The 19,733-nt window shown below is 49.6% G+C and carries 16 protein-coding genes; 1 reads left to right on the top strand and 15 read right to left on the bottom strand.

The window, feature by feature from the left end; genetic code table 11:
- Positions 1–6 precede the first annotated feature (6 nt).
- The 7 genes from torC to punC form a co-directional block, all read right to left on the bottom strand.
- The gene (torC, locus tag PTW35_RS10760) at positions 7–1,191 is read right to left on the bottom strand and encodes a pentaheme c-type cytochrome TorC (RefSeq protein WP_281024982.1); all 1,185 of its coding nucleotides are present in this window, start codon (positions 1,189–1,191) and stop codon (positions 7–9) included.
- 45 nt (positions 1,192–1,236) lie between these two features.
- On the bottom strand, positions 1,237–1,413 hold the full coding sequence (gene torE / locus PTW35_RS10755; RefSeq protein WP_281024981.1) for a trimethylamine N-oxide reductase system protein TorE: 177 nt from the start codon (positions 1,411–1,413) through the stop codon (positions 1,237–1,239).
- 541 nt (positions 1,414–1,954) lie between these two features.
- Positions 1,955–2,626, bottom strand: a complete 672-nt coding sequence (artM, locus tag PTW35_RS10750) for an arginine ABC transporter permease ArtM (protein WP_044623581.1) — start codon at positions 2,624–2,626, stop codon at positions 1,955–1,957.
- Positions 2,623–3,357 (bottom strand): arginine ABC transporter permease ArtQ, encoded by a 735-nt coding sequence (gene artQ, locus PTW35_RS10745; protein WP_044623580.1) that lies wholly within the window; start codon positions 3,355–3,357, stop codon positions 2,623–2,625. The genes artM and artQ overlap by 4 nt, the downstream gene beginning before the upstream one ends.
- A 3-nt stretch (positions 3,358–3,360) precedes the next feature.
- Positions 3,361–4,092, bottom strand: a complete 732-nt coding sequence (locus PTW35_RS10740; RefSeq protein ID WP_281024980.1) for a lysine/arginine/ornithine ABC transporter substrate-binding protein — start codon at positions 4,090–4,092, stop codon at positions 3,361–3,363.
- Positions 4,093–4,172: 80 nt separating this feature from the next.
- Positions 4,173–4,901 carry an arginine ABC transporter ATP-binding protein ArtP gene (gene artP / locus PTW35_RS10735; RefSeq protein ID WP_281024979.1) on the bottom strand — a complete coding sequence of 243 codons (729 nt, stop codon included), beginning with the start codon at positions 4,899–4,901 and terminating at the stop codon, positions 4,173–4,175.
- A 367-nt stretch (positions 4,902–5,268) separates the two neighbouring features.
- Positions 5,269–6,477 (bottom strand): purine nucleoside transporter PunC, encoded by a 1,209-nt coding sequence (gene punC, locus PTW35_RS10730; protein WP_044623577.1) that lies wholly within the window; start codon positions 6,475–6,477, stop codon positions 5,269–5,271.
- Positions 6,478–6,748: 271 nt separating this feature from the next.
- On the opposite strand from punC, the gene punR reads away from it, so the two are divergent.
- The gene (punR, locus tag PTW35_RS10725) at positions 6,749–7,651 is read left to right on the top strand and encodes a DNA-binding transcriptional activator PunR (protein WP_044623576.1); all 903 of its coding nucleotides are present in this window, start codon (positions 6,749–6,751) and stop codon (positions 7,649–7,651) included.
- Positions 7,652–7,668: 17 nt separating this feature from the next.
- On the opposite strand, the gene PTW35_RS10720 is transcribed toward punR, so the two are convergent.
- From PTW35_RS10720 to PTW35_RS10685, 8 genes are all read right to left on the bottom strand, one after another.
- Complete coding sequence (locus PTW35_RS10720) at positions 7,669–7,872, bottom strand: DUF2986 domain-containing protein (protein WP_281024978.1); 204 nt, start codon at positions 7,870–7,872, stop codon at positions 7,669–7,671.
- Between the two features lie 136 nt (positions 7,873–8,008).
- The gene (locus tag PTW35_RS10715; RefSeq protein ID WP_044623574.1) at positions 8,009–9,013 is read right to left on the bottom strand and encodes a substrate-binding domain-containing protein; all 1,005 of its coding nucleotides are present in this window, start codon (positions 9,011–9,013) and stop codon (positions 8,009–8,011) included.
- Between the two features lie 269 nt (positions 9,014–9,282).
- Complete coding sequence (locus PTW35_RS10710; protein ID WP_281024977.1) at positions 9,283–12,387, bottom strand: beta-galactosidase; 3,105 nt, start codon at positions 12,385–12,387, stop codon at positions 9,283–9,285.
- A 125-nt stretch (positions 12,388–12,512) separates the two neighbouring features.
- Positions 12,513–13,421, bottom strand: coding sequence for a MalM family protein (locus PTW35_RS10705; protein ID WP_281024976.1), 909 nt, complete (start codon positions 13,419–13,421; stop codon positions 12,513–12,515).
- A 69-nt stretch (positions 13,422–13,490) separates the two neighbouring features.
- Positions 13,491–14,738, bottom strand: a complete 1,248-nt coding sequence (locus PTW35_RS10700; RefSeq protein ID WP_281024975.1) for a carbohydrate porin — start codon at positions 14,736–14,738, stop codon at positions 13,491–13,493.
- A gap of 692 nt (positions 14,739–15,430) precedes the next feature.
- Complete coding sequence (fbpC, locus tag PTW35_RS10695) at positions 15,431–16,489, bottom strand: ferric ABC transporter ATP-binding protein (RefSeq protein ID WP_281024974.1); 1,059 nt, start codon at positions 16,487–16,489, stop codon at positions 15,431–15,433.
- A 15-nt stretch (positions 16,490–16,504) separates the two neighbouring features.
- Positions 16,505–18,592 (bottom strand): iron ABC transporter permease, encoded by a 2,088-nt coding sequence (locus PTW35_RS10690; protein ID WP_281024973.1) that lies wholly within the window; start codon positions 18,590–18,592, stop codon positions 16,505–16,507.
- A 79-nt stretch (positions 18,593–18,671) separates the two neighbouring features.
- On the bottom strand, positions 18,672–19,706 hold the full coding sequence (locus PTW35_RS10685) for an ABC transporter substrate-binding protein (protein ID WP_281024972.1): 1,035 nt from the start codon (positions 19,704–19,706) through the stop codon (positions 18,672–18,674).
- Positions 19,707–19,733: the final 27 nt, after the last annotated feature.

The raw sequence follows: 19,733 nt of genomic DNA, 5'->3' as shown, positions 1-19,733 counted from the left end.
AATCGCTTAGTGGTGGCCATCTGCAAAATCAGATGAGTGTTTCTGTAGGTACTTCAGCACCAAGGCTTTGCTGTCGGTATCGAAGTTAACGAATGCCATCATGCCGTTGAACATGCCTGGCCAAGTGTTGGCATCAAAGTGTGCTTCATCCGGTTGGGTGTGACACACAGAGCAGTTGGTGTTGTAAGACTGCTTTGCTTTTTCCCAGATAGGCCGGACATCGGCCATCAGCGCTTCTTTCTTCATCCACACTTTGGCGGTAACACGCTGCCAAGGAAGGCCGGTTAGGTCATCTTCTTTGCGCTCGAATTTCTCGACAACCTGATCGTTGGTTGCTGACTCTTTAAGCAGTGAAGCCACGGCGATGTTCATGCCGAAATCTTCCTGGATAACACGACCAAAGCCTTTGTCTTTGCGCCAACCGGATACTTCCACTTCAATCGCATCTGCCGTTTGGCCGATGACTTTGACTGATGATGCAGGGTTTAGCAGACCAGCTTCCGTGGTCAACTCTTTTTCTTCGTATAGCGGCAGGTGGCGCACGCTTACATATTCTTGTCCTGTTTCGAACTTGGTGTTCGATGCCAACTGCTCAAGCTCACCGATCATGCCACCGGAGCTGTCCATGTTTTTCGGCAGGTTGTGGGCAATGCCTTTGTGGCAATCCACGCAGCTTTGATCACGCTCAGCCGCTTGTTTCATCTGGATACGGGCAGTTGGGCGCATGTTGTCGAAATCCATGCTGTCGTAGTCATGGCAGTTTTTGCATTCCAACGACTTGTTGGCTGAGAAGCGATCCCATTCATGCTGGGCCAGTGCTACACGGCGTTCTTCGAATTTTTCTTTGGTGTCTAAGTCACCGAATACTTGGGCGAACACTTCTTTGCTGGCTTGCATTTTCCGGGCGATCTTGTCAGTCCAATTGTGCGGGACATGACAGTCAGGGCAGGTGGCACGAACACCCGAGGTGTTTTTCCAGTGCACGGTTTCTTGTAGTTCTTGGTAAACGTTATTTTCCATTGTGTGACAGCCAATACAGAACTCTTCGGTATTGGTCGCTTCCAACGCAGTGTTGAAACCACCCCAGAAAATAACTCCTGCGATAAAGCCACCGAGGGTTAAAACCCCAAGGCTGATATGAACACTTGGCCGAGAGAAGGTCTGCCAAGCTTTAATGAGAAATGCTTTCATGTTGTGTACTCAGTGTGTGGTTATTTGATTGTTGTTATGTTGGCTTTATCCCATATGGCCGGGAGGCCCCAAGAAGAAGATTTGCATCATCCAAACGAAAAAACCGTAGCCAGCAACGGCGGCAACACTAAGGATGGGAAAGAGAAATACCGTGATGAAAAAGAAAGCACGCCACTCACGTTGCTTTTCATCCTTAGCAACTGTGCTGATTCCATTAGTCATAGTTCTACCCGTTCTACTTTGTTAATTGAGCTAAAAGGAAAAGTGTTAACAAATGTTTTAAAGGGATCTTAAGGTATATTTTTGGGGTGTTTCAATCGGACAAAAGCTATTCGTTTTACCTAGTTAATTCTTTTTTGATCTGTAACGGAAAGATGAATGAGATGAGATTTTATATAACTATTTATGGGTAGTTATGAAAATTTATTAACGGGGTGTTGTGTTTGCTTTTTGTTAAAATGGTTTGTTTTTGGTTGCGTTGGTGATCGAGGTATAGCGAAATAAAGGTGATTTTTAGATGATTGGTGATAAAACGAACGATAAAAAGTGTGATCTGGATCTGTATAAATATTAACTATGTAAGCCGAAGGGTAACTCTGTACACAATTAATAGTTGGTTTTGTGGCTAAAAAATACATATAAAAACTGTTTCACTGCGAGTTTAATTAGAAATGATTTATTACAGATGTTGGTTTTGCATAATAAAAAAGCTGGCGTTTACCAGCTTTTCAAATATGACGTTGTGATGAGTTGAGGGGCTTTTTTATCTGGCCATCTCGAACGCGAGGGCTTTTTTCTCGACCTGACGGAAAAGCAGGGTAAGAATGCCATTTACCATCAAGTAGAAGGCACCAGCGATACTGAAGACCATGAGCGTATCATAGGTTTGGGCGTTGATTCGTTGTGCATAGCCCATGATATCCATAATGGTGATGGTGCTGGCGAGAGAGGTGCCTTTGAAAACCAAAATTACTTCATTGGAGTAGGCTGGAACTGCCCGGCGGATCGCATATGGTAGCAATACACCCAATGTGGCTTTGGTATCCATGCCCAAGGCTTTACACGCCTGCCATTGGCCCCGAGGGATGGCATTGAAGGCGCCTTTGAACAACTGGGTGCTGTATGCCGCGGTATTTAGCGCCAGTGCCAGCATGGCACAGAACCAAGGTTGGCTCAGCCAGTGCCAGAGAATACTCTCGCGTACCCACTCGAATTGACCAGGACCGTAGTAAATCAAAAAAATCTGTACTAGGAGCGGTGTACCGGTAAATAGGGTGATGATACCCCGGCTAAGCCAATGGAGTCCCGGTGTCTTTAGAACCAGCGTCAATGTCATCAATAACGCAAGAGTACAACCAACCAGCAGGGATACCGCGGTCAGTTCAAGGCTGACTATCAAGCCTTCGAGCAGTTGCCAAACGTGCTGTTCATTCATGCGTTTGCTCCTTCTAATGCGTTAGTTTTGGCTGACTTTTTGACTGATGATTTTTTCGATACTGTTTGGCCATCCTGGAGGCTGTATTTTTTGTCGAGCTGTTTTACTACTTGCTGGGTGACCAAAGTAATAACTAAGTAGACAGCCGCAGCACAGGCATACCAGGTAAAGCTTTCGTGGGTAGCCGCAGCGGTCAACTGAGCCTGCTTGAGCAAATCGGTCACCCCAATCAAGGAGACTAAAGCGGTATCTTTAAGCAGTACCAGCCATTGGTTGGTCAGGCCGGGTAGGGCATGGCGAACGGCTTGCGGCAAAACAATCTTGAAGAATGCCCGTGACTTGCTGATCCCCAGAGCACTGGCTGCCTCCCTCTGACCGTTGGGCACAGCCTTGAGGGCGCCTCGCAGCGTTTGCGAGGCATAAGCGGCAAAGATAAGAGACAGGGCGATGACCCCTGACAGAAAAGGGCTGACCTCAATAAAATCTCCAGTCAGCAAGAACAGCACTTGCGTTGAACCGAAGAAGATAAACAGTACAACCAATATTTCAGGTAAGCCCCGAAGCACCGTGACCATTGTAGTCGTTGGCCAGGCAATGGCACGAAAGCGTGACATTTCACCACTGGCAAATAGAACAGCCAAGACCAATCCAACAGCGACGCTGGCCAGGCTTAGCTGGATGGTGACCCAGCTAGCCTCAAGTAGCGTCAGAGCATAACCTGATAACGCCATAATTTATTCACCGAAGTACTTGTTGAAGATTTCGTCGTACTGGCCGTTCGCCTTAACGGTTTTCAGGGCTGTGTTCAGCTTGTCCAGTAGCTCTTGGTTGCTTTTGTTGACGGCGATACCAAAGCCGTTACCGAAGTATTGGGCATTGGTAACCTGCTCACCGACGTACACAAGGTTGTCGTTCTTTTTGAACCATTCGGCAACCACGGCAGTATCACCGAATACCGAATCGATCCGGCCATTTTGCATGTCGATGAATGCGTCCTGGTAGCTGGCATACGGTACAGCGGTAACACCGTCAAGCTGCTCGGTTAGGTAGCTCTGGTGGGTTGAACCGTTCTGTACGCCAACACGCTTGCCTTTAAGCGCGGTTTGATCGGCCACTTTGCCATCAAGTGCAACAAAAGCAGCAGAGTTGTCGTAGTATGCGTCGGTGAAGTTAACCACTTGCTGACGCTGCTCAGTAATATCAATACCCGAGATAGCTGCATCGTAACGACGGAACTTCAGCGCAGGGATCAGGCTATCGAACGGTTGGTTGTGGAAAGTACACTTAGCTTCAATCACATTGCACAGAGCGTTTGCCAGGTCAACATCGAAGCCTTGAATTTCGTTATTTTCGTCAACGTATTCGAATGGGGCGTAAGTTGCTTCCATCGCAAACTTAATTTCTTCCTGAGCGGCTGCGTTAGCTGAAGCCAAACCAATCAATGTTGCCAATACAATCTTTTTCATCGCGATACTCCGTGCGTCGTTAGCTGCAGCATCACGTGATAGTGATGCTGATATATATAATGTGCGTATATCACTGAAACTCAGTGCGTGAGGTATTCTGCAAACTCCGGGGTGGTCGGGGTTGTGAAGGCCTCTTTGGTGCCGTGTTCCACCATGCGGCCTTTTTCAAGGTACAGTACGTGGCTGGCGATTTTTTTGGCAAAGTCTACCTCGTGGGTCACCACAACTTGGGTAATGCCAGTTTCGCTCAGGTCATTAATGATTTTGACAACCTGGTTGGTAATTTCTGGGTCGAGTGCAGCAGTGGGCTCGTCAAACAGCAGCACTTCAGGTTTCATCATCAGCGCGCGGGCAATCGCGACTCGCTGCTGCTGGCCGCCAGAAAGTTGCAGCGGCCAAGCATCGGCTTTGTCGGCAAGCTGTAACCGTGTTAATAAGGCCATGGCTTCGTCTGTGGCTTGCTGTTTGGAGATACCGGCCACTTTAACCGGTGCTTCGATAAGGTTTTCGATCACCGTGAGGTGGGGCCATAGGTTGTACTGCTGAAAAACCATGCCGACTTTACGTCTCAGTTTCAGTGCTTCTCTTTCGCAGATAGACTGGGAGAAGTCATAGGCTTCGTTGGCAACCTGAAGCTGGCCGCTGGTGGCATTTTCCAGCAAGTTAAGCACCCTTAGCAAAGAGCTTTTGCCAGCGCCACTCGGGCCAAGCAATACCAAGGTATCCCCTTTACCGCAGGTGAATTCAACATCATGAAGCACCTGGGTATCACCATAGAATTTATTAACACTCTTTACTTGAATACTCATGCTGACTTACTGCATTAATCGTCACTTGAGGGTTATATTACCCAGAGTGAGATCTTATGCAAGAAAAATGTATAAAAAATTCCATAGGTTACACTTTTGTTTGATTTTTGTTCTAACTTCTGCCCTTTTATCCATTTAAACCACTGTAATTTAGTGGGTGGAGTGGCAGATGTGAAAATGATAAAAAAAGTCGCACTCTCGGTGTGGGATATTTAAGCATTTCAGGGGCGGGAGCGATTTGACCCCCTCGGATATTGAAGGGTTTTATTTCCAGGGCTGGACATAAGGGAAAGGACTGGCCATGAACTCAGGCGTAAAAAAGGCCACTTTGTGAGTGGCCTTGATATGCTTTTTGCCTGACAGGGAATTATGCGGTTTGAGCTATTTCCGTTGTCTCACGGCGGGCTTTAACAACCAGAGCGTAACCGAATAGAGCAACAAAGCCGGTGATAAACATCGCTGTCGTTACCGTCATCAGGCCGTGCATGGCAAAGGCCGATACCAGACCGCTTGCGGCGAAGCAAACCATTGTCTGAAGGAAGTTCAGCAGGCCGGCAGCAGTGGCACTACAGTTTTTGAAATCTTCCAACGCTTTACTGATGATGATCGGGTAGATGGCACCGTTGGCCACCGCCAGCAAGCAGAATGGTGCCAGAATAGGCCAAATAGTGGTTGGCTCAGTTTGCAGTGAGATCATGAACATGATCGTTACGCTGGCAAAGAACAGCTTCAGGATCCAAGGTAGCAACTGCTGGCTGTCATATTTGTTGAGCAGAGTACGGCAGCCGTAACCACCAACAATAAACGCGACCGTCTGAGGTGCATAGCTCAGGCCGATATCTGCGCCAGAGTATCCCATCGCGGCCATCACGAATGGTGAACCGGTTAGGTAAGCAAAGAATGCAGCAGAACAGGCAGCGAAGATAATCATATTACCAACGAATTTTTTTGAACTAAGGATTTGGGCATAATCGCGGCGTAACTGCACCGAGACCTTTTCCTGTTTTTTGTCCAAATTGGCACTTTCAGTTTCTTTTAGTGTCATGATGGACAAAACGGCACCAAAACCAACAAGAGCAACAAAGATACTGCGCCAGCCGAACTGATGCTCAAGCATGGCGCCAGCCAGCGGTGCCAGGGCTGGGGATAGGGCAACCAACGGCATAATGGTCGCGAAAACACGCTCAGAGACCTTGCCTTCGTAGCGGTCAACCACAACAGCCTGCCAGATAACCGTTGCGCTACATGCGCCTAGCGCCTGGGCAAAGCGAGCGACTAGCATTAGCTCAACATTTGGTGCAAAGGCACAGAAAACCGAAGCGATACTGAATAGCGTCATACCGCCCATTAGCACTTTGATACGACCAATACGATCAGACAGTGGGCCATAAATTAGCTGGCCGAGTGCCATACCCAACAGGAAAATACTTAATGTCAGGCCAATAAGTGATTGTGATGTATCAAAATCCTCTCGAATAACTTCGAAAGCAGGGAGATACATGTCAGTTGCCAAGAAGCCCAGCATACTTAAACATGCAAACCATAGAATGGTCATTTTTGAAGGTTGATTTGTCATAGCTTTATTTCATTTAACTGTTTTGTACTTTGCGGCAAGTCTATACATGGTTTTTCATAGTGTGAAACGGTAAAATTTAAACATTGCTTTCAAAAAAATTGATGTGAACAATTTTGCACCTAAGTCGCGCGTTTTTGTCTTGCGCAGTGAGCAAGGTTGAATATCGGCCGAATGGCGCCAATTAGCAGCAATCTGTTGCGTTTTTGCTGTAAAAAACAACCGAATTAACTGGGCTAAGGCCTGGTTAGTAGCGGTGAAAAGGAAGAGCCCGATGTTTTCTTATAATGATTTACAAGTGATAGATGTTGTTGCCCGGCGAGGAAGTTTTTCCGCAGCTGCTGAAGAATTGCACAAAGTGCCGAGTGCAATAAGCTATACAGTCAGGGTGATCGAGGAGCGGTTGGCTGTCGATTTATTTGTTAGGCTCCACCGCCAAGTCCAGTTAACCCCTGCCGGAGAGTTCTTTGTGGAAGAAGCCAGGGCGCTACTTAAGCAAATGGAGCAACTAAAAATGCAAACCCAACGGGTCGCAAATGGTTGGTCGCAAAGTGTATCGGTGGCGCTGGATACGGTGGTGCGCGAGAGCCGGGTAAATACCTTGGTACGCGATTTCTACCGTCAATTTCCCGATATGGAGCTGCACCTGACGATGGAAGTGTTCAATGGGGTATGGGATGCCCTGTCGGATGGCCGGGCAGATATTGCCATTGGTGCAACGGCAGCGGTGCCAGTAAGCGGCCACTTCGATTACCGTGATATGGGGGTACTGGAGTGGCGTTTTGTGATCAGTCCCGATCACCCCCTGGCAGGAACAGAATATCCACTCGAGGCAGAGGAGCTTATCGAGTATCCGGCCATCTGTCTTGAAGATACTTCGCGGGTATTGCCGAAGCGGGTAACCTGGCTGATGGACAACCAGCGCCGGATTATGGTGCCTAACTGGCACAGTGCGATGTCGTGTTTGAAGTCGGGCCTTGGGATTTGCGTGGTGCCCGAGCATAAGGCCCTGCCACTGATTGAAAGCGGCGAATTGGTGGAGAAAGAACTTGCGGTGAAACCGCCGGTGAGCCCGTGTTGTTTGGCGTGGAATAAAGAGAGCCAAAACCCCGCGATTGATTGGCTGCTCGATTATCTGGGGGATAGCGAGCAGCTTCATCGCGAATGGATGCGGTAGCCTCTATTATTGAAGGCTTACTCTGTCGGCTTCTCGCTCTCAGCAACCGCTACGGTTTGATTCTGCTGTGCTGATTGTTCGGCCTGCTGGGCTTCTTCGGCTTCCATCTTGGCTCGCTCGGCTTTAGAGATGTAGCGAGGCTTGTTGCTGCGGTGCATCTTGGCGTTTTTCTTTTTGATTTTTGCCTTTTGCGTCTCAATGACTTTTTTCTTGCGGTTCATGTCTACATACCAAATCAAAATTGGCTGGCAATTCTAGGGGGAATCGCAGGGAATGTGAAGGGGGGATACCCTAGTAGCTTGAAGTTAGCTGGGTATCAATATAGACCAATACTGAATTGGCTCCCCGCCAATGGGGCTATAGAGGGGCGGTCCCGACGGACAGACGACGCACCAATGTCGGCATGTACATCCTCGCTTGCGTGGCATCTTTTTTTTCATTGGCAAGCTGCAGTGATAATTTTGCTGCTTGCTCAGCCATAACCTGGATAGGGTAGCGGATCGTCGTCAGCTTTGGATGAACATAACGGGCAATATCGCCATCATCAAAACCGATCACCGAAATATCTTCCGGAATACGCAAGTTATTCTCGTGCAGTACGGCCAAACAGCCTGCCGCCATGTAGTCGTTGTAGGTGGCCACAGCTGTTACGGGGAGGTTCTTGGACAGCAGGTTGGTCATGGCATACTCGCCGCCCAGTTCATCCGGCTCACCGTACTCAATGTATTCCTCGTTAGCTTCCAAACCATGATCTTTCAGTGCTTCAAGGTAGCCGGCCTTACGATCCCTGGCATCTTCAATGTCATGGCTAGAGCAGAGGTAACCGATGTGCTTATGACCATGGCGAATAAGGTATTCGGTGGCAAGGTAGGAGCCCTTGCGGTTATCGAGCGCAATACAGCGCGAGGCGATCTGCGGTACGATGCGGTTAATAATGACCAGCCCTGGTATTTCGTTGGCTAAGCCGATGAGCTCTTGATCGTCCAATCCTTTACTGTGGATCACTAAGGATTCACAGCGACTGTTGATCAGCAGGTTAATGGCGTTGCGCTCTTTTACGGCGTCGTGGTAGCCGCTACCGATAAGTAGTTGTTTCTCATGCTGATTGGCAATGGTATCGATGGCTTTGACCATGGTACCGAAGAAGGGCGCGGAAACATCATTGACCAAAACGCCGATGGTGTTGGTCGACTTACTGACAAGAGCCCTTGCGTTGGCGTTTGGCCGGTAGCCGAGTTTTGCCATTGCGGCTTTCACGGCCTTGATTGCCGTCTCACTGGTGTGTGGTGCGTTGTTGATCACCCGTGAAGTCGTGGCGACGGAAACGCCCGCTTCTTTCGCGACATCCTTGATGGTAGCCATAGAGCCCTCTTTCTTTACTGCTGGCTCATTAAACAATGGTTGGAGGAATAAAACAAATCCCGCCAATGTTTTTTCATGAGCTGAATTAATTATTGTAAGGTGAGTCACTTAACGAAAACCCTGGCGACTAATTTATAGGCAAGTCAGTCAGGATGAGGCAGGCGTGCCATGAAGAATAACGATTTATTGGCTAATGTAGGTGGAAAATGCCGCCTTGAGGGGGAGCCAAGGCGGCACGGGTTAGTTAATCGCGAGAATATAAGAATCGCTTAATCAGCAATCACAAGAGCCAGGCTGTAGGCATATTGCTTGCCGGTCAACTTGAATTCCTCATGAACACTCGGGCTCCAGGAATCGTCACCGCCGACGCCCATATGCTGGTGGTCTACGCGAAGGTAGATTTGCTGCTCGGCCTCGAGCTCGTTGGTGTGTTTCGCTTCAGCCAGTTGCTGCTGGCTGTAACGGCCGACGCTGAACTGGAACTCACCAGTGATATTCAAACTACCGATAGACAGCGAGTTACAGCCACAGCGCAGCCCATTATCTGTCGGGAAGATGTACGGGGTGTACATGCCGCTCAGTGTTTCGGTGTATTGACCAAAGCGTGCACCCGATAGCCTGTCAGGGTAGTTTTCAAATGGACCAAGCCCGCGCCATTCAATTTTCTGCTGCTCTTGCTGTAGCGGCAATGCTAACTCTAGGCCAATGCGTGGCATAGGTGGTAGCCCATCAGCGAGTTTAACCGAGACATCTAGCTTGGTTTGGCCTTGGCTGTCTAGGGTGTAAGTCCAGACGGTGATCGCCTGTACATTGCCATTGAAGGTATACACGAATGTTGAAGTAACGGCGACGTGGTGGCTCAGGGTATTAACCTGGCAATCAGTGCATTCGCGGTTCCATTTGCCGATCCCGGCAGCATCCCAACGGCATACCCAGGCATTCGGGTCAACGAAATCAACCTCACTAACGCCAATGTCGTTATCGAGCGGGGCACGGAAGAAGTTATCGGTTGGCGAAGCCACAAGTTGCGGTTTACCTTCGACAGTCCATTGCTCCAGCAGGCCGTTAGTTTTGTTCCAGCACCAGTGGTGCATGCCATCGTCACTGCTGACCAAAATGCTTTGATCGCTTTCAGTCACAGCAGGGGCCTTGCCTCGATTGAATGTCGGGTAAGCCAGAGAGGTGCGGTTAATGACTGCAAATTGTTCGCTGGCGACAGTGTGTCCGGCTTCAGCCCATGGTGTTGCCTCACGCAGTGCAATATCGGTATTGAGGTGGTATACCGCACCGGCAAGAGGCTTGAAGTCAATATCGATGCAGAGGGTCTTCTGGCTATCTGCCGGAATATCCAGTGGCTGCTCGCCAGTCGCAATGACACGGCCATCTTCAAGCAAAGACCATTTCAATTGCTCGTTGTCGGTACCACGGAATAAGTTCTCGTTGGTCACTGTCAGGTTATAAGCCACACAGTTGGCCAGTTGCTCTTCGCTCTCTAGCTGGACGGTGATCATGCGCTGGCAGTGTTTGGCTTCTTCCAGCGTTGGGTGCGGGGTCCTGTCCGGGAAAACCAACCCGTTGATGCAGAACTGGCGGTCGTTGATGGTATCGCCAAAGTCGCCGCCGTAGGCCCAGAAATGATCGCCTTTGTCATCGAACTTGCTAATCCCTTGGTCAACCCAATCCCAGATAAAGCCGCCTTGCAGGCGAGGATAGTCGCGGAAAGCGTCCCAGTACTCGTTGAAGCTGCCTAGGCTGTTACCCATGGCATGGGCATATTCACACAGGATCAATGGACGGTTCTCATTAGGCAAAGATACCCACTTCTTGATTGACCACTTTGGTACGGCTTCATCGGCAATCGTGGTGTTAACACGGGCATACATAGGAGCAATGATATCGGTCGCGGTTGTATCGGAGCCGCCGCCTTCATACTGTACCGGGCGAGATGGGTCAAAGTTCTTCGACCAGGCATACATGGCATTGTGGTTGCTGCCATGACCGGATTCATTGCCCAATGACCAAATGATAATAGAAGGGTGGTTCTTGTCGCGCTGTACCATTTGGGTGTAGCGGCTCATGTAAGCGTGCGCCCACATCGGGTCAGCAGACAGGCGGTTCATCGGCTCCATGCCGTGGGTTTCGATGTTGGCTTCGTCACACACATACAAACCGTACTCGTCACACAGCTCGTACCAACGAGGGTGGTTAGGGTAGTGGGCGGTACGCACCGCATTGAAGTTATACTGCTTCATCAGGCAGATATCTTTGATCATATCTGCTTCTGTCATGACATGGCCAAGCTCTGGGTGGTGCTCGTGGCGGTTGACACCGCGGATCAGCAGAGGCTTGCCATTGAGACAAAGCTGGCCGCCGATGGTTTCGACCTTACGGAAGCCAACCTGATAGGCTTCGCTTTCAATATGGTTGCCATCGGCATCAAGCAAAGAGACCACACAGCGGTATAGGTTCGGAGTCTCGGCACTCCACTGTTTCGGCTCACGTACCGACACCGTTTGGAATACCACGTCGTTGTAGCTACCGCGCTCGTCAATACGGCGGTTGTTCGGACGGTTAATCACGGGCTCTGTGATTGCCTGCTCGCCATCAAACAGCTGGATCTGTACCTGATGCTCAGCAGTGGCATTGATATGGGTAACAACAGACAAGCTGCCGTCACGATAGCAAGCATCCAGATCCGGTGTGATAAAGACATCTTCAATGCATTGTGAAGGCTTGGTCAGCAGAGTGACATCACGGAAGATGCCGCTTAGCCACCACATGTCTTGATCTTCTAGGTAGCTACCGTCACTCCAGCGGATCACCATGACCGCTAGTGTGTTGTCACCAGCAACAAGGTACGGAGTAAGATCGAATTCTGCAGGCAGGCGGCTATCCTGGCTGTAACCAACCCAATGGCCGTTACACCACAAATGAAAAGCGGAGTTCACGCCATCGAAGATAATACGGTGAGTTTCTGCCAGCAGGCTTGCTTCAACCGTGAAGCTTGTACGGTAGCAACCTGTTGGGTTGTCTTTCGGGACGAAAGGCGGATTGACTTCAAACGGGTATTTGACGTTGGCATAAATCGGTTTGTCATAGCCTTGGAGCTGCCAGTTGGAAGGCACCGGAATATTGTCCCAAGCCTGATCATTGAAGCTAGGAGTTACGAACTCGCCGTCAACGTGCTCCGGTGCACCGAAAAGCTTGAATTTCCATTCGCCGTTCAATGACTGGCGCTGGGCATTTTTTGCGTCTCGTGCACTGTCGGGGTCACGGAAGCTGGCCAGTGGGCTGTGCGCAGACAAACAATGGATGTTCACTGACTGAGGGTTCTCCCAGTCTCGGCGCTGAATAATGTTAGAAAATGCCGTCATCGTTATCCTACTTATATTGATCTTATGTAATCTTGAAAATTTTAGTTACTGCGCCGCACGGCGATAGCTTGTTGCCCTGCGGCAAGTTATTCATTGGGTCTTTCTGGTTAATTAACCCTTGGCGGTTACCGCGCCAAGGTGTCCAACAGGTAATCTTTGGCCTGTTGATGGCCGGCTGATTCGGCTTTGTTCGCCCAATCAACCGCTTGTTTAAGTTTTCCGCTGCTCATGGCTTCATCAATTTGCTGTTTGAAATAGTGCCAGCTCTGTGTGTCAACGGATGCAGCCTGTTTGTGTGCTGCTGAAATAGGCTCTGATGCAGTAGCGGGTGCTGTTTTTGATACGGCAGCAGCCGAGGCATCTTTCGTGGTCAAGCTCGAAAGCAGTTCTACTACAGGGTTGCCGTAGTGTTGCTGTGTGCTGATTTCAACCACGCCGACAGGCGACAATGACGCATAGAGCGGAAGACGCTTGTTGCCGATAATGTTCTGTGACTCGGCAAATTCCTGTTCTGGGTGGATCCGTTCTAGCTGATTACCAATTTGCTGAGGATCGTGCTGGATCACCATGTAAGCCATGTTGTTGAGTTGCGTGCTGAGGATAAATTTACCTTCAATGCGCTCGATACCACTTAGGCTACTGGTGAAGTAATGAAAATCTTCAGTGGTGTACTGCTCGACCAGCTGCCAATGATCGTCATAGATGGCTATTGCCGGGGCGATGACTTGGTTGTTGTTAATCGGAGCACTGACTGTCAGCATGAAAGGAGCAGCCGTTTGCGGCAAGCCATAAGCTTTGGCTGGCGAGCGGTCTGATTCCTCATTGCTATTTTGGGCAAGAGGGAGGGTCTGGCCATTGCCATCGAGAATCACATACTGTTGGCTATCTAATGCCAACGGTTGGATTGAAAGCGCAGCAATAGATTCACAGCAAGCCGATTGGTTAAGATCGGTATTGAGTGCCGTGTCTGGAATACTGCTGCAAGCGGTTAGGCTCAGGCCTAGCAGAATGGTCGCCAACTGATTCTTCTTCATGCTTTTTCCTTAGGGTACAGGCCCAAACAGGCCTGTACCGTTTCTAGTCAGAATCCCAAGAGTGGGCTATTACCACCAAGTCTCGACGTTGAAGCCGAAGGTCACTTCGTCAACGCTGTCCTTGCCGCTGGCGTTACGCATAGCTGTGCCGTAGGTATCGCCACCACGGTTCCACTCGTCGTTCTTCTCGGAGTAGGTGGCGAAAATACGCAGTGAAGGGCGAGCCCATACGCCTTTACCGGCCTGGAACATCTGGGCAACAGTGACTTTGTACATGTCATTGGTGCCTGCGCCGTTTTGTGCTTCGACGGTTTCGTAACCGACTTCCAAAGCCGTTGCCATGTAATCTGTCCAGCTGTACTGCGGACGGGCACCGACACTGAACCACTTCTCACCATCGTTGTTATCTAGGTTCTTGTCCTGATAGGCGATGGAGTACATTACTTGGAAATCTTCGTTGACGTTCAGATCGCCAGAGTTGAAGACTCGCCAGCTATAACCATCATGCTCAACACCTGTGCTGTATTTGCGGTTGGAGCCACCCTCGGCGCTCATCAGGCCACCGGCAAGGGCATCGGTACCATACTGGAAGGCAAAGGTATTCGAGCCGTAATCCCAAGCTTGGCGGTAAAGAGCTGATAGCATGGCACCAGAGGTGGTGATATCTGATTCTTCATAGCTAGAGTTTTGGGTGAAAATGTAGTTCAAGCCGAAGGTCAGATCTGCCGTGTCGCTGATAGTAATGTCACTGATACGGGCATCGATGTTATGCAAACTGCGGCCATCAGCACTGGAGTTCGGTGCCATCCAGGCAATGTGGCCGCTACCGAAGCCAAGATCCCAATCCTCGATACCAATACCGGTGCTTGATGTATCCCAGTACTTGATATCAATCATGTGCACTTCGTGACGGCGGTAAAAGCGCTCACCGGCCCACACTTTGGCATTTGGCTGTGATGCGAATAGGCCGTGACCGGCTGACCACATCTGGATGATGCTGACATCACCCCAGCTTTCTCCACTCCCCAGGTAAAGGGTAGTATCGAAGTAAGCATCACCGTCTTGCCACACATCGGCCTTCAGGCCCGCTTCCCACCAGTTAAGCTCGTTACCCAAGCGGTAGTTACCATAACCCTCGCTGGCGCGGATCACGTCGTTACGCTCACCTTTGCCATTATTATGGTCATCATTGTCTGTGTAGATATTTCCCCATTTGGCATAGCCAAAATATTGAATATTTTCTACAGCAGCTTGGCTGGCTAGTGGGGCCATTATCAGTGCTATGCCTACTGCTTTTGCTAGCATCTTCTGTTTCATGAAACGTCTCCATCATTTTGTTTTTTTATGTATGGGTCCTAACTCAAGAGCGATCCTAGCATTGCTCTGGAAACGTTTACAGTGAGGCGTGACGTATTTTACCTAAGAAAGGTAAATCAATTAATAAAACTGTAATTTAGCTCACATTAACGGCGTGTTTTGGCTTATTTTGATGGGAAATTGAACAGTAAATGAATTTATTTGTCCGGAAACGATTACACATAATTAGGGTGAGGGCAATAGGAAGGAAATAAAAAGCCCAACAAAACAATGGGTTGGGCTTTTTTGATCAATGGAAACAAACTTCTTTTCCAAGCCGTACAGATTGCTCGGTAAGCTAAGTAAAGAAGCTATCTATGAGTGTTTTGAGTTAGGAACCCAAGGATAACGTTTCACTCTGAATCACAATAGTCACAGAATACGTCAGCTATTAGTGTGAATTCAAGTAATATGTGAAACTCCTTGAATGGAATGACAACTCAAAACACCGCATTTTTACTGGTGTGGTATCGATTTCACTAGTATCAGTTACTTGTCGAAGGTGCGAGCACTTGGCTGCTCCAGACACGCCAGGATTTGGTCTAGATGATGAGCATTGCGTTCGCCACTTTTCTAAGTCATCATCTTGTTATTAAAGTGCCCGCATAATAAAAAAGCCGCTCAAATGAGCGGCTTGCACTAGACGAAAAACCTTAGTTTGTTTCTGGGGGTAAGAGGAACACACCGTTAGGGTTAATCGTTAGGTACGCATGGTCGGTGAAGCTGGTATCAAATTGCGTAGAGTTGAGCTGCAGCAGTAGCTCATGGCCTTGCCACTCCACCACGACTTCATACATAGAACCCATATAAGCAGCACTGGTTACCCGGCATTGCTGGCAAGGCTCACCATGTTCGGCCAGTAAAATGGCTTCAGGGCGCACGCCAATCTGATAGTCGCCAGGGCTGATACCTGAAACATTGTCTTGGGCTGCCGAGAGGCTGTAGCCATGGATGTCTATGGTTTCTCCGTCGAAGTGGCCTTCAAACATGTTAGCCTCACCCATGAAGTTGGCCATAAACATTGAAGCAGGGTGCTTGTACAAATCTGTCGGGCTGCCCTGTTGCATGATGTCACCCTCTTTCATGACGATGACGGTGTCAGAAACTGCAAAGGCTTCGGACTGGTCGTGGGTAACGTAAAGTGACGTGATATTGAAGCGCTGCTGCAAATCACGGATGGTCTCACGCATATTCCTGCGTAAATTGGCATCAAGGTTACTCAACGGCTCATCAAACAGCAGTACCTTGGGCTTGAGCACGAGCGCCCGCGCCAGGGCAACCCGCTGTTGCTGCCCGCCGGAGATCTGGTCGACGAAGCGCTCACCAAAACCTTCCAGATCGACCAGTTTGAGGGCATCATCGACCCGCTTTTTGATCTCGGCTTTATCAAGGCCAAGCATCTTCAACCCATAACCGACGTTTTCGTGTAGCGACATATGGGGAAACAGGGCATAAGACTGGAACACCATACAGATATCGCGATGCTGGATAGAAGTGTTGGTGACATCCTCGCCATCAATGAAAATCTGGCCGCTGGTGGGTTTTTCCAGGCCAGCGACAAGGCGGAGCACCGTGGTCTTGCCGCAGCCTGATGGGCCCAGCAAGGTCACCAGGCTGCCTTTCTTAATTTCTAAATCGAGGTTGCCGATAACGGGTTTGTCGCCAAAGCGCTTACAGACGTTTTTGAGCACCACAAAGTTTTCAGTTGCCATGAATATATTCTCCAGTTAGGACGCGTCGTTTTTGGCTTTGGAACGCGAAATACGCGCTTCACCGACAAGGAAATCAAAAATAAGGATGATGCTTAGCATCACAACGATCAGGATGGAGCCGTAGGCAATGGCGATACCGTATTCACCGTCTTCTACCCGGTTTAGGATGTAAGAGGTCGCCACTCGGGTTTCCGGTGTTACCAGGAAGATAATGGCGCTTACTGTGGTCATTGCCCGTACAAAGCTGTATACCAATGTGGATAGAATGGCTGGACGCAGCAGTGGCAACAAAATATGGGTGATGGTTTTCAGCGAGTTGGCACGCAGGCTCAGTGAGGCTTCATCCAATGATTTGTCCAACTGACCCAGCCCGGCAACGCCAGAGCGGATCCCCACCGGAACGTTTCGCATCACCATGGAGATAACAACGATAGCGGCGGTACCGGTTAGGTACACGGGGGCATCGTTAAACGCTAGGATATAGGACACACCGGCAACGGTTCCCGGTACGGCAAAACAGAGCATAGTGGCGAATTCGATCACTTTTTTGCCGTGGAACTGCTGACGGACGACGATGTAAGCAATCAATAGTCCGAATAGCGCGGTTAGCGGCGCGGCAATACCGGCATAAGTCATGGTGGTGATCAGTGATGGCCAAGCCCCTTCGCTCATACCCATACCGAACAGGTTGATGTAGTTGGCGAGGGTCAGGCTGTAATCAACCCCCCAGTTGACGGTAAAGCTGCCGTAGATAATGCTGCCGTAAAGCAGGATGTTGAATGCCATCCAGAAATACAGCAAGCCAGAAACACTGTGTTTCAATGTTGCAGGCAGTGGCTGGACATCGCCCCGGTATGACTTCCCTGAGATGGTGACGTAAGAGCGTTTGCCTATCCAAATATACTGCACTACAAAAATCGCCAGGGAGAACAGAAGCAATACTGCGCCAAGGGTACTGGCCGAGGCGTAATCCAACTGGGCGCCAGCAATGTAGAAGTAGATCTGGGTGGCCAGTACGTCGAAGCTGCCGCCGAGTACCAGCGGGTTACTGAAGTCTGCCAGTGACTGGACGAAGATGATCAAGAAACTGTTTGCCAAGGCCGGTTTGAGCAGCGGCATGACGATTTTAAAGAAAGTCTGGTAGCGATTGGCCCGCAGGGTATACGACGCTTCTTCCAGTGAGGGATGCAGCGATTTCATCGCACCGTCAAGGATCATAAACGACATCGGCGCGAACGCCAGTACCTGTGCCATCCATATACCGGTAAAGCCATACAGCCAGTTGGTTTGGGTAAGGCCGAACCAATCCACCATCAATTCGGTGATATACCCAGAGCGCCCCAGCATCAGGGTAACACCCAAGCCAACGACAAACGGTGGGGTGACGATTGGTAAAATGGAGAAAATACGGGCAATGAAGGCGCTGCGCTTGGCGATGCGAGTTGTGTAGATGGCAAAGACCAAACCGAAGAAGGTTGCCCCGATCCCCACAGATGTGCCCAGCATGAATGAGTTCATGATGATCTGGATGATTTGGGCGCGGCCAAGGATCTCGAGGAATTGCCAGGCGACAAAATTGCCCATGTCATCTTTGAACATGGGGACAAAGATAGCGATGCTCGGGAAGATAATGAAGGTGGAGATCAGCAGCACGATAGCGATGAGCGAGCCAATAACAAAGGTATCGCCGCCAAGGTATTCAAGCCGTGAGAAAGCCAAGGTCATTACTGCGCCAAGGACAACAAATAGGGCGATGGTTGCGTAACCCATTCCTTGCGCGGTATACCAAGATGAGATCACCACAAACAACATACAGAAAGCGGAATAGCCGATGTCGAAGTAGTGTCGGTTTTTGGCGTATTTATCCTGCACTTGGGCAGGGCGGATCAATAAAACAGCTGGGAGGGCGAACCATAGCCATGAGATATTCATGCTACTCCAGCCCATCGCTGCTCTGAATTCTTCCGGGGTGGATTCAAAAAGGCCCCAGTCGAGAGCAAAGACAGGCAGCAAAATAAAAGCTGCCAGCAGGCTTAAAACCCAATAGAAGACAGGGTCGCGCTTTATGGTACTTTGCGTGATTGGTGCGGCAAGTTCGTTCATTGTCTGTACCTGAAATATAGAACGGTGTTGGTGTTGTCAGATGATGCGGGACAGGGGCTGCCAAGCAGCCCCGCAGGGATTACTGTCCCATCTTGACGACATTGACCCACTTATTGATCAGACGTTTGCGTTCGTCAGACGAACCGTATTTGTCCATGTCATAGCTGATCAGGGTTAGATCTTCAGGGTTTAACGCGTTTGGTGATTGCTCGGCCTTGATGTTGGTTAGGATCTGGAATGATTGGCCTTTCTTCCAGGCTGTTTCCTGGCCTTCTTTTGATAGCACAAAATCAACGAACTTCTTCGCGTTATCTAGGTTACGGGCACCTTTGATCACACTGACACCGCCAATTTCATACCCGGTTCCCTCACAGGGTGAGATCAACTCGAGTGGTGCACCTTTCGATTGCTCCAGTGAGTAGTCGTGCAGGAAGCCGATGCCGATAGCAATCTCGCCTCGGGCTGCATTTCGAGAGGGGGTCACACCAGACTTGGTGTATTGGGAAACGTTCTTGTCCAGCGCTTTGAAGTAGTTAAAGGCTTTGTCTTCGTCCCACAGTTGGATGAAGGTTGCCAGTGCGGTGTAGGCGGTGCCTGAACTTTGAGGGTCAGCGATCTGGATCTCACCGGTGTATTCCGGCTTGGTTAAGTCATTCCAGCAACGTGGGATTGGCAGGCCTTTCTCTGCAAGGCGTTCTGTGTTTACACCAAAGCCAAGAATGCCCATATACACGGCAGATGAGTAGTTACCTTTGCGTTTGGCGGGATCTCGGAAGTCCGGCATGATGTTTTCAAGCTGTGGGGAAGGGTAGGCTTGCAGTAGGTTCATTTCGCCAGCTTGAGATTGCGGGTCAAGAGTACCGCCGTACCAAACGTCAGCTCGAGGGTTTTTCTTTTCGGCTTCGATTTTGGCCAGTGTGCTGCCAGAACCGTTACGTACAAAAGACGTTTTCACATTGTATTTTTCAGAGAAAGCTTTGGTTTCCGCTTCACACATCGCGTTGGTTGCACTGCAATATACAACTAATCGACCGTCAGCCAAAACTTGTGGAGCTGCAAAAGTTGAACCCAGAATGCAGGCGGCGAGCAGGGAGCGTTTTGTTCTAACTTTCATTATTATTTCCTCTTGTTGTTTCCAACG

This window comes from Photobacterium sp. DA100, assembly GCF_029223585.1.
Lineage (GTDB): Bacteria > Pseudomonadota > Gammaproteobacteria > Enterobacterales > Vibrionaceae > Photobacterium.
Note: the sequence above shows the minus strand (reverse complement) of the source record. Positions and strands in the feature narration are given on the sequence as shown.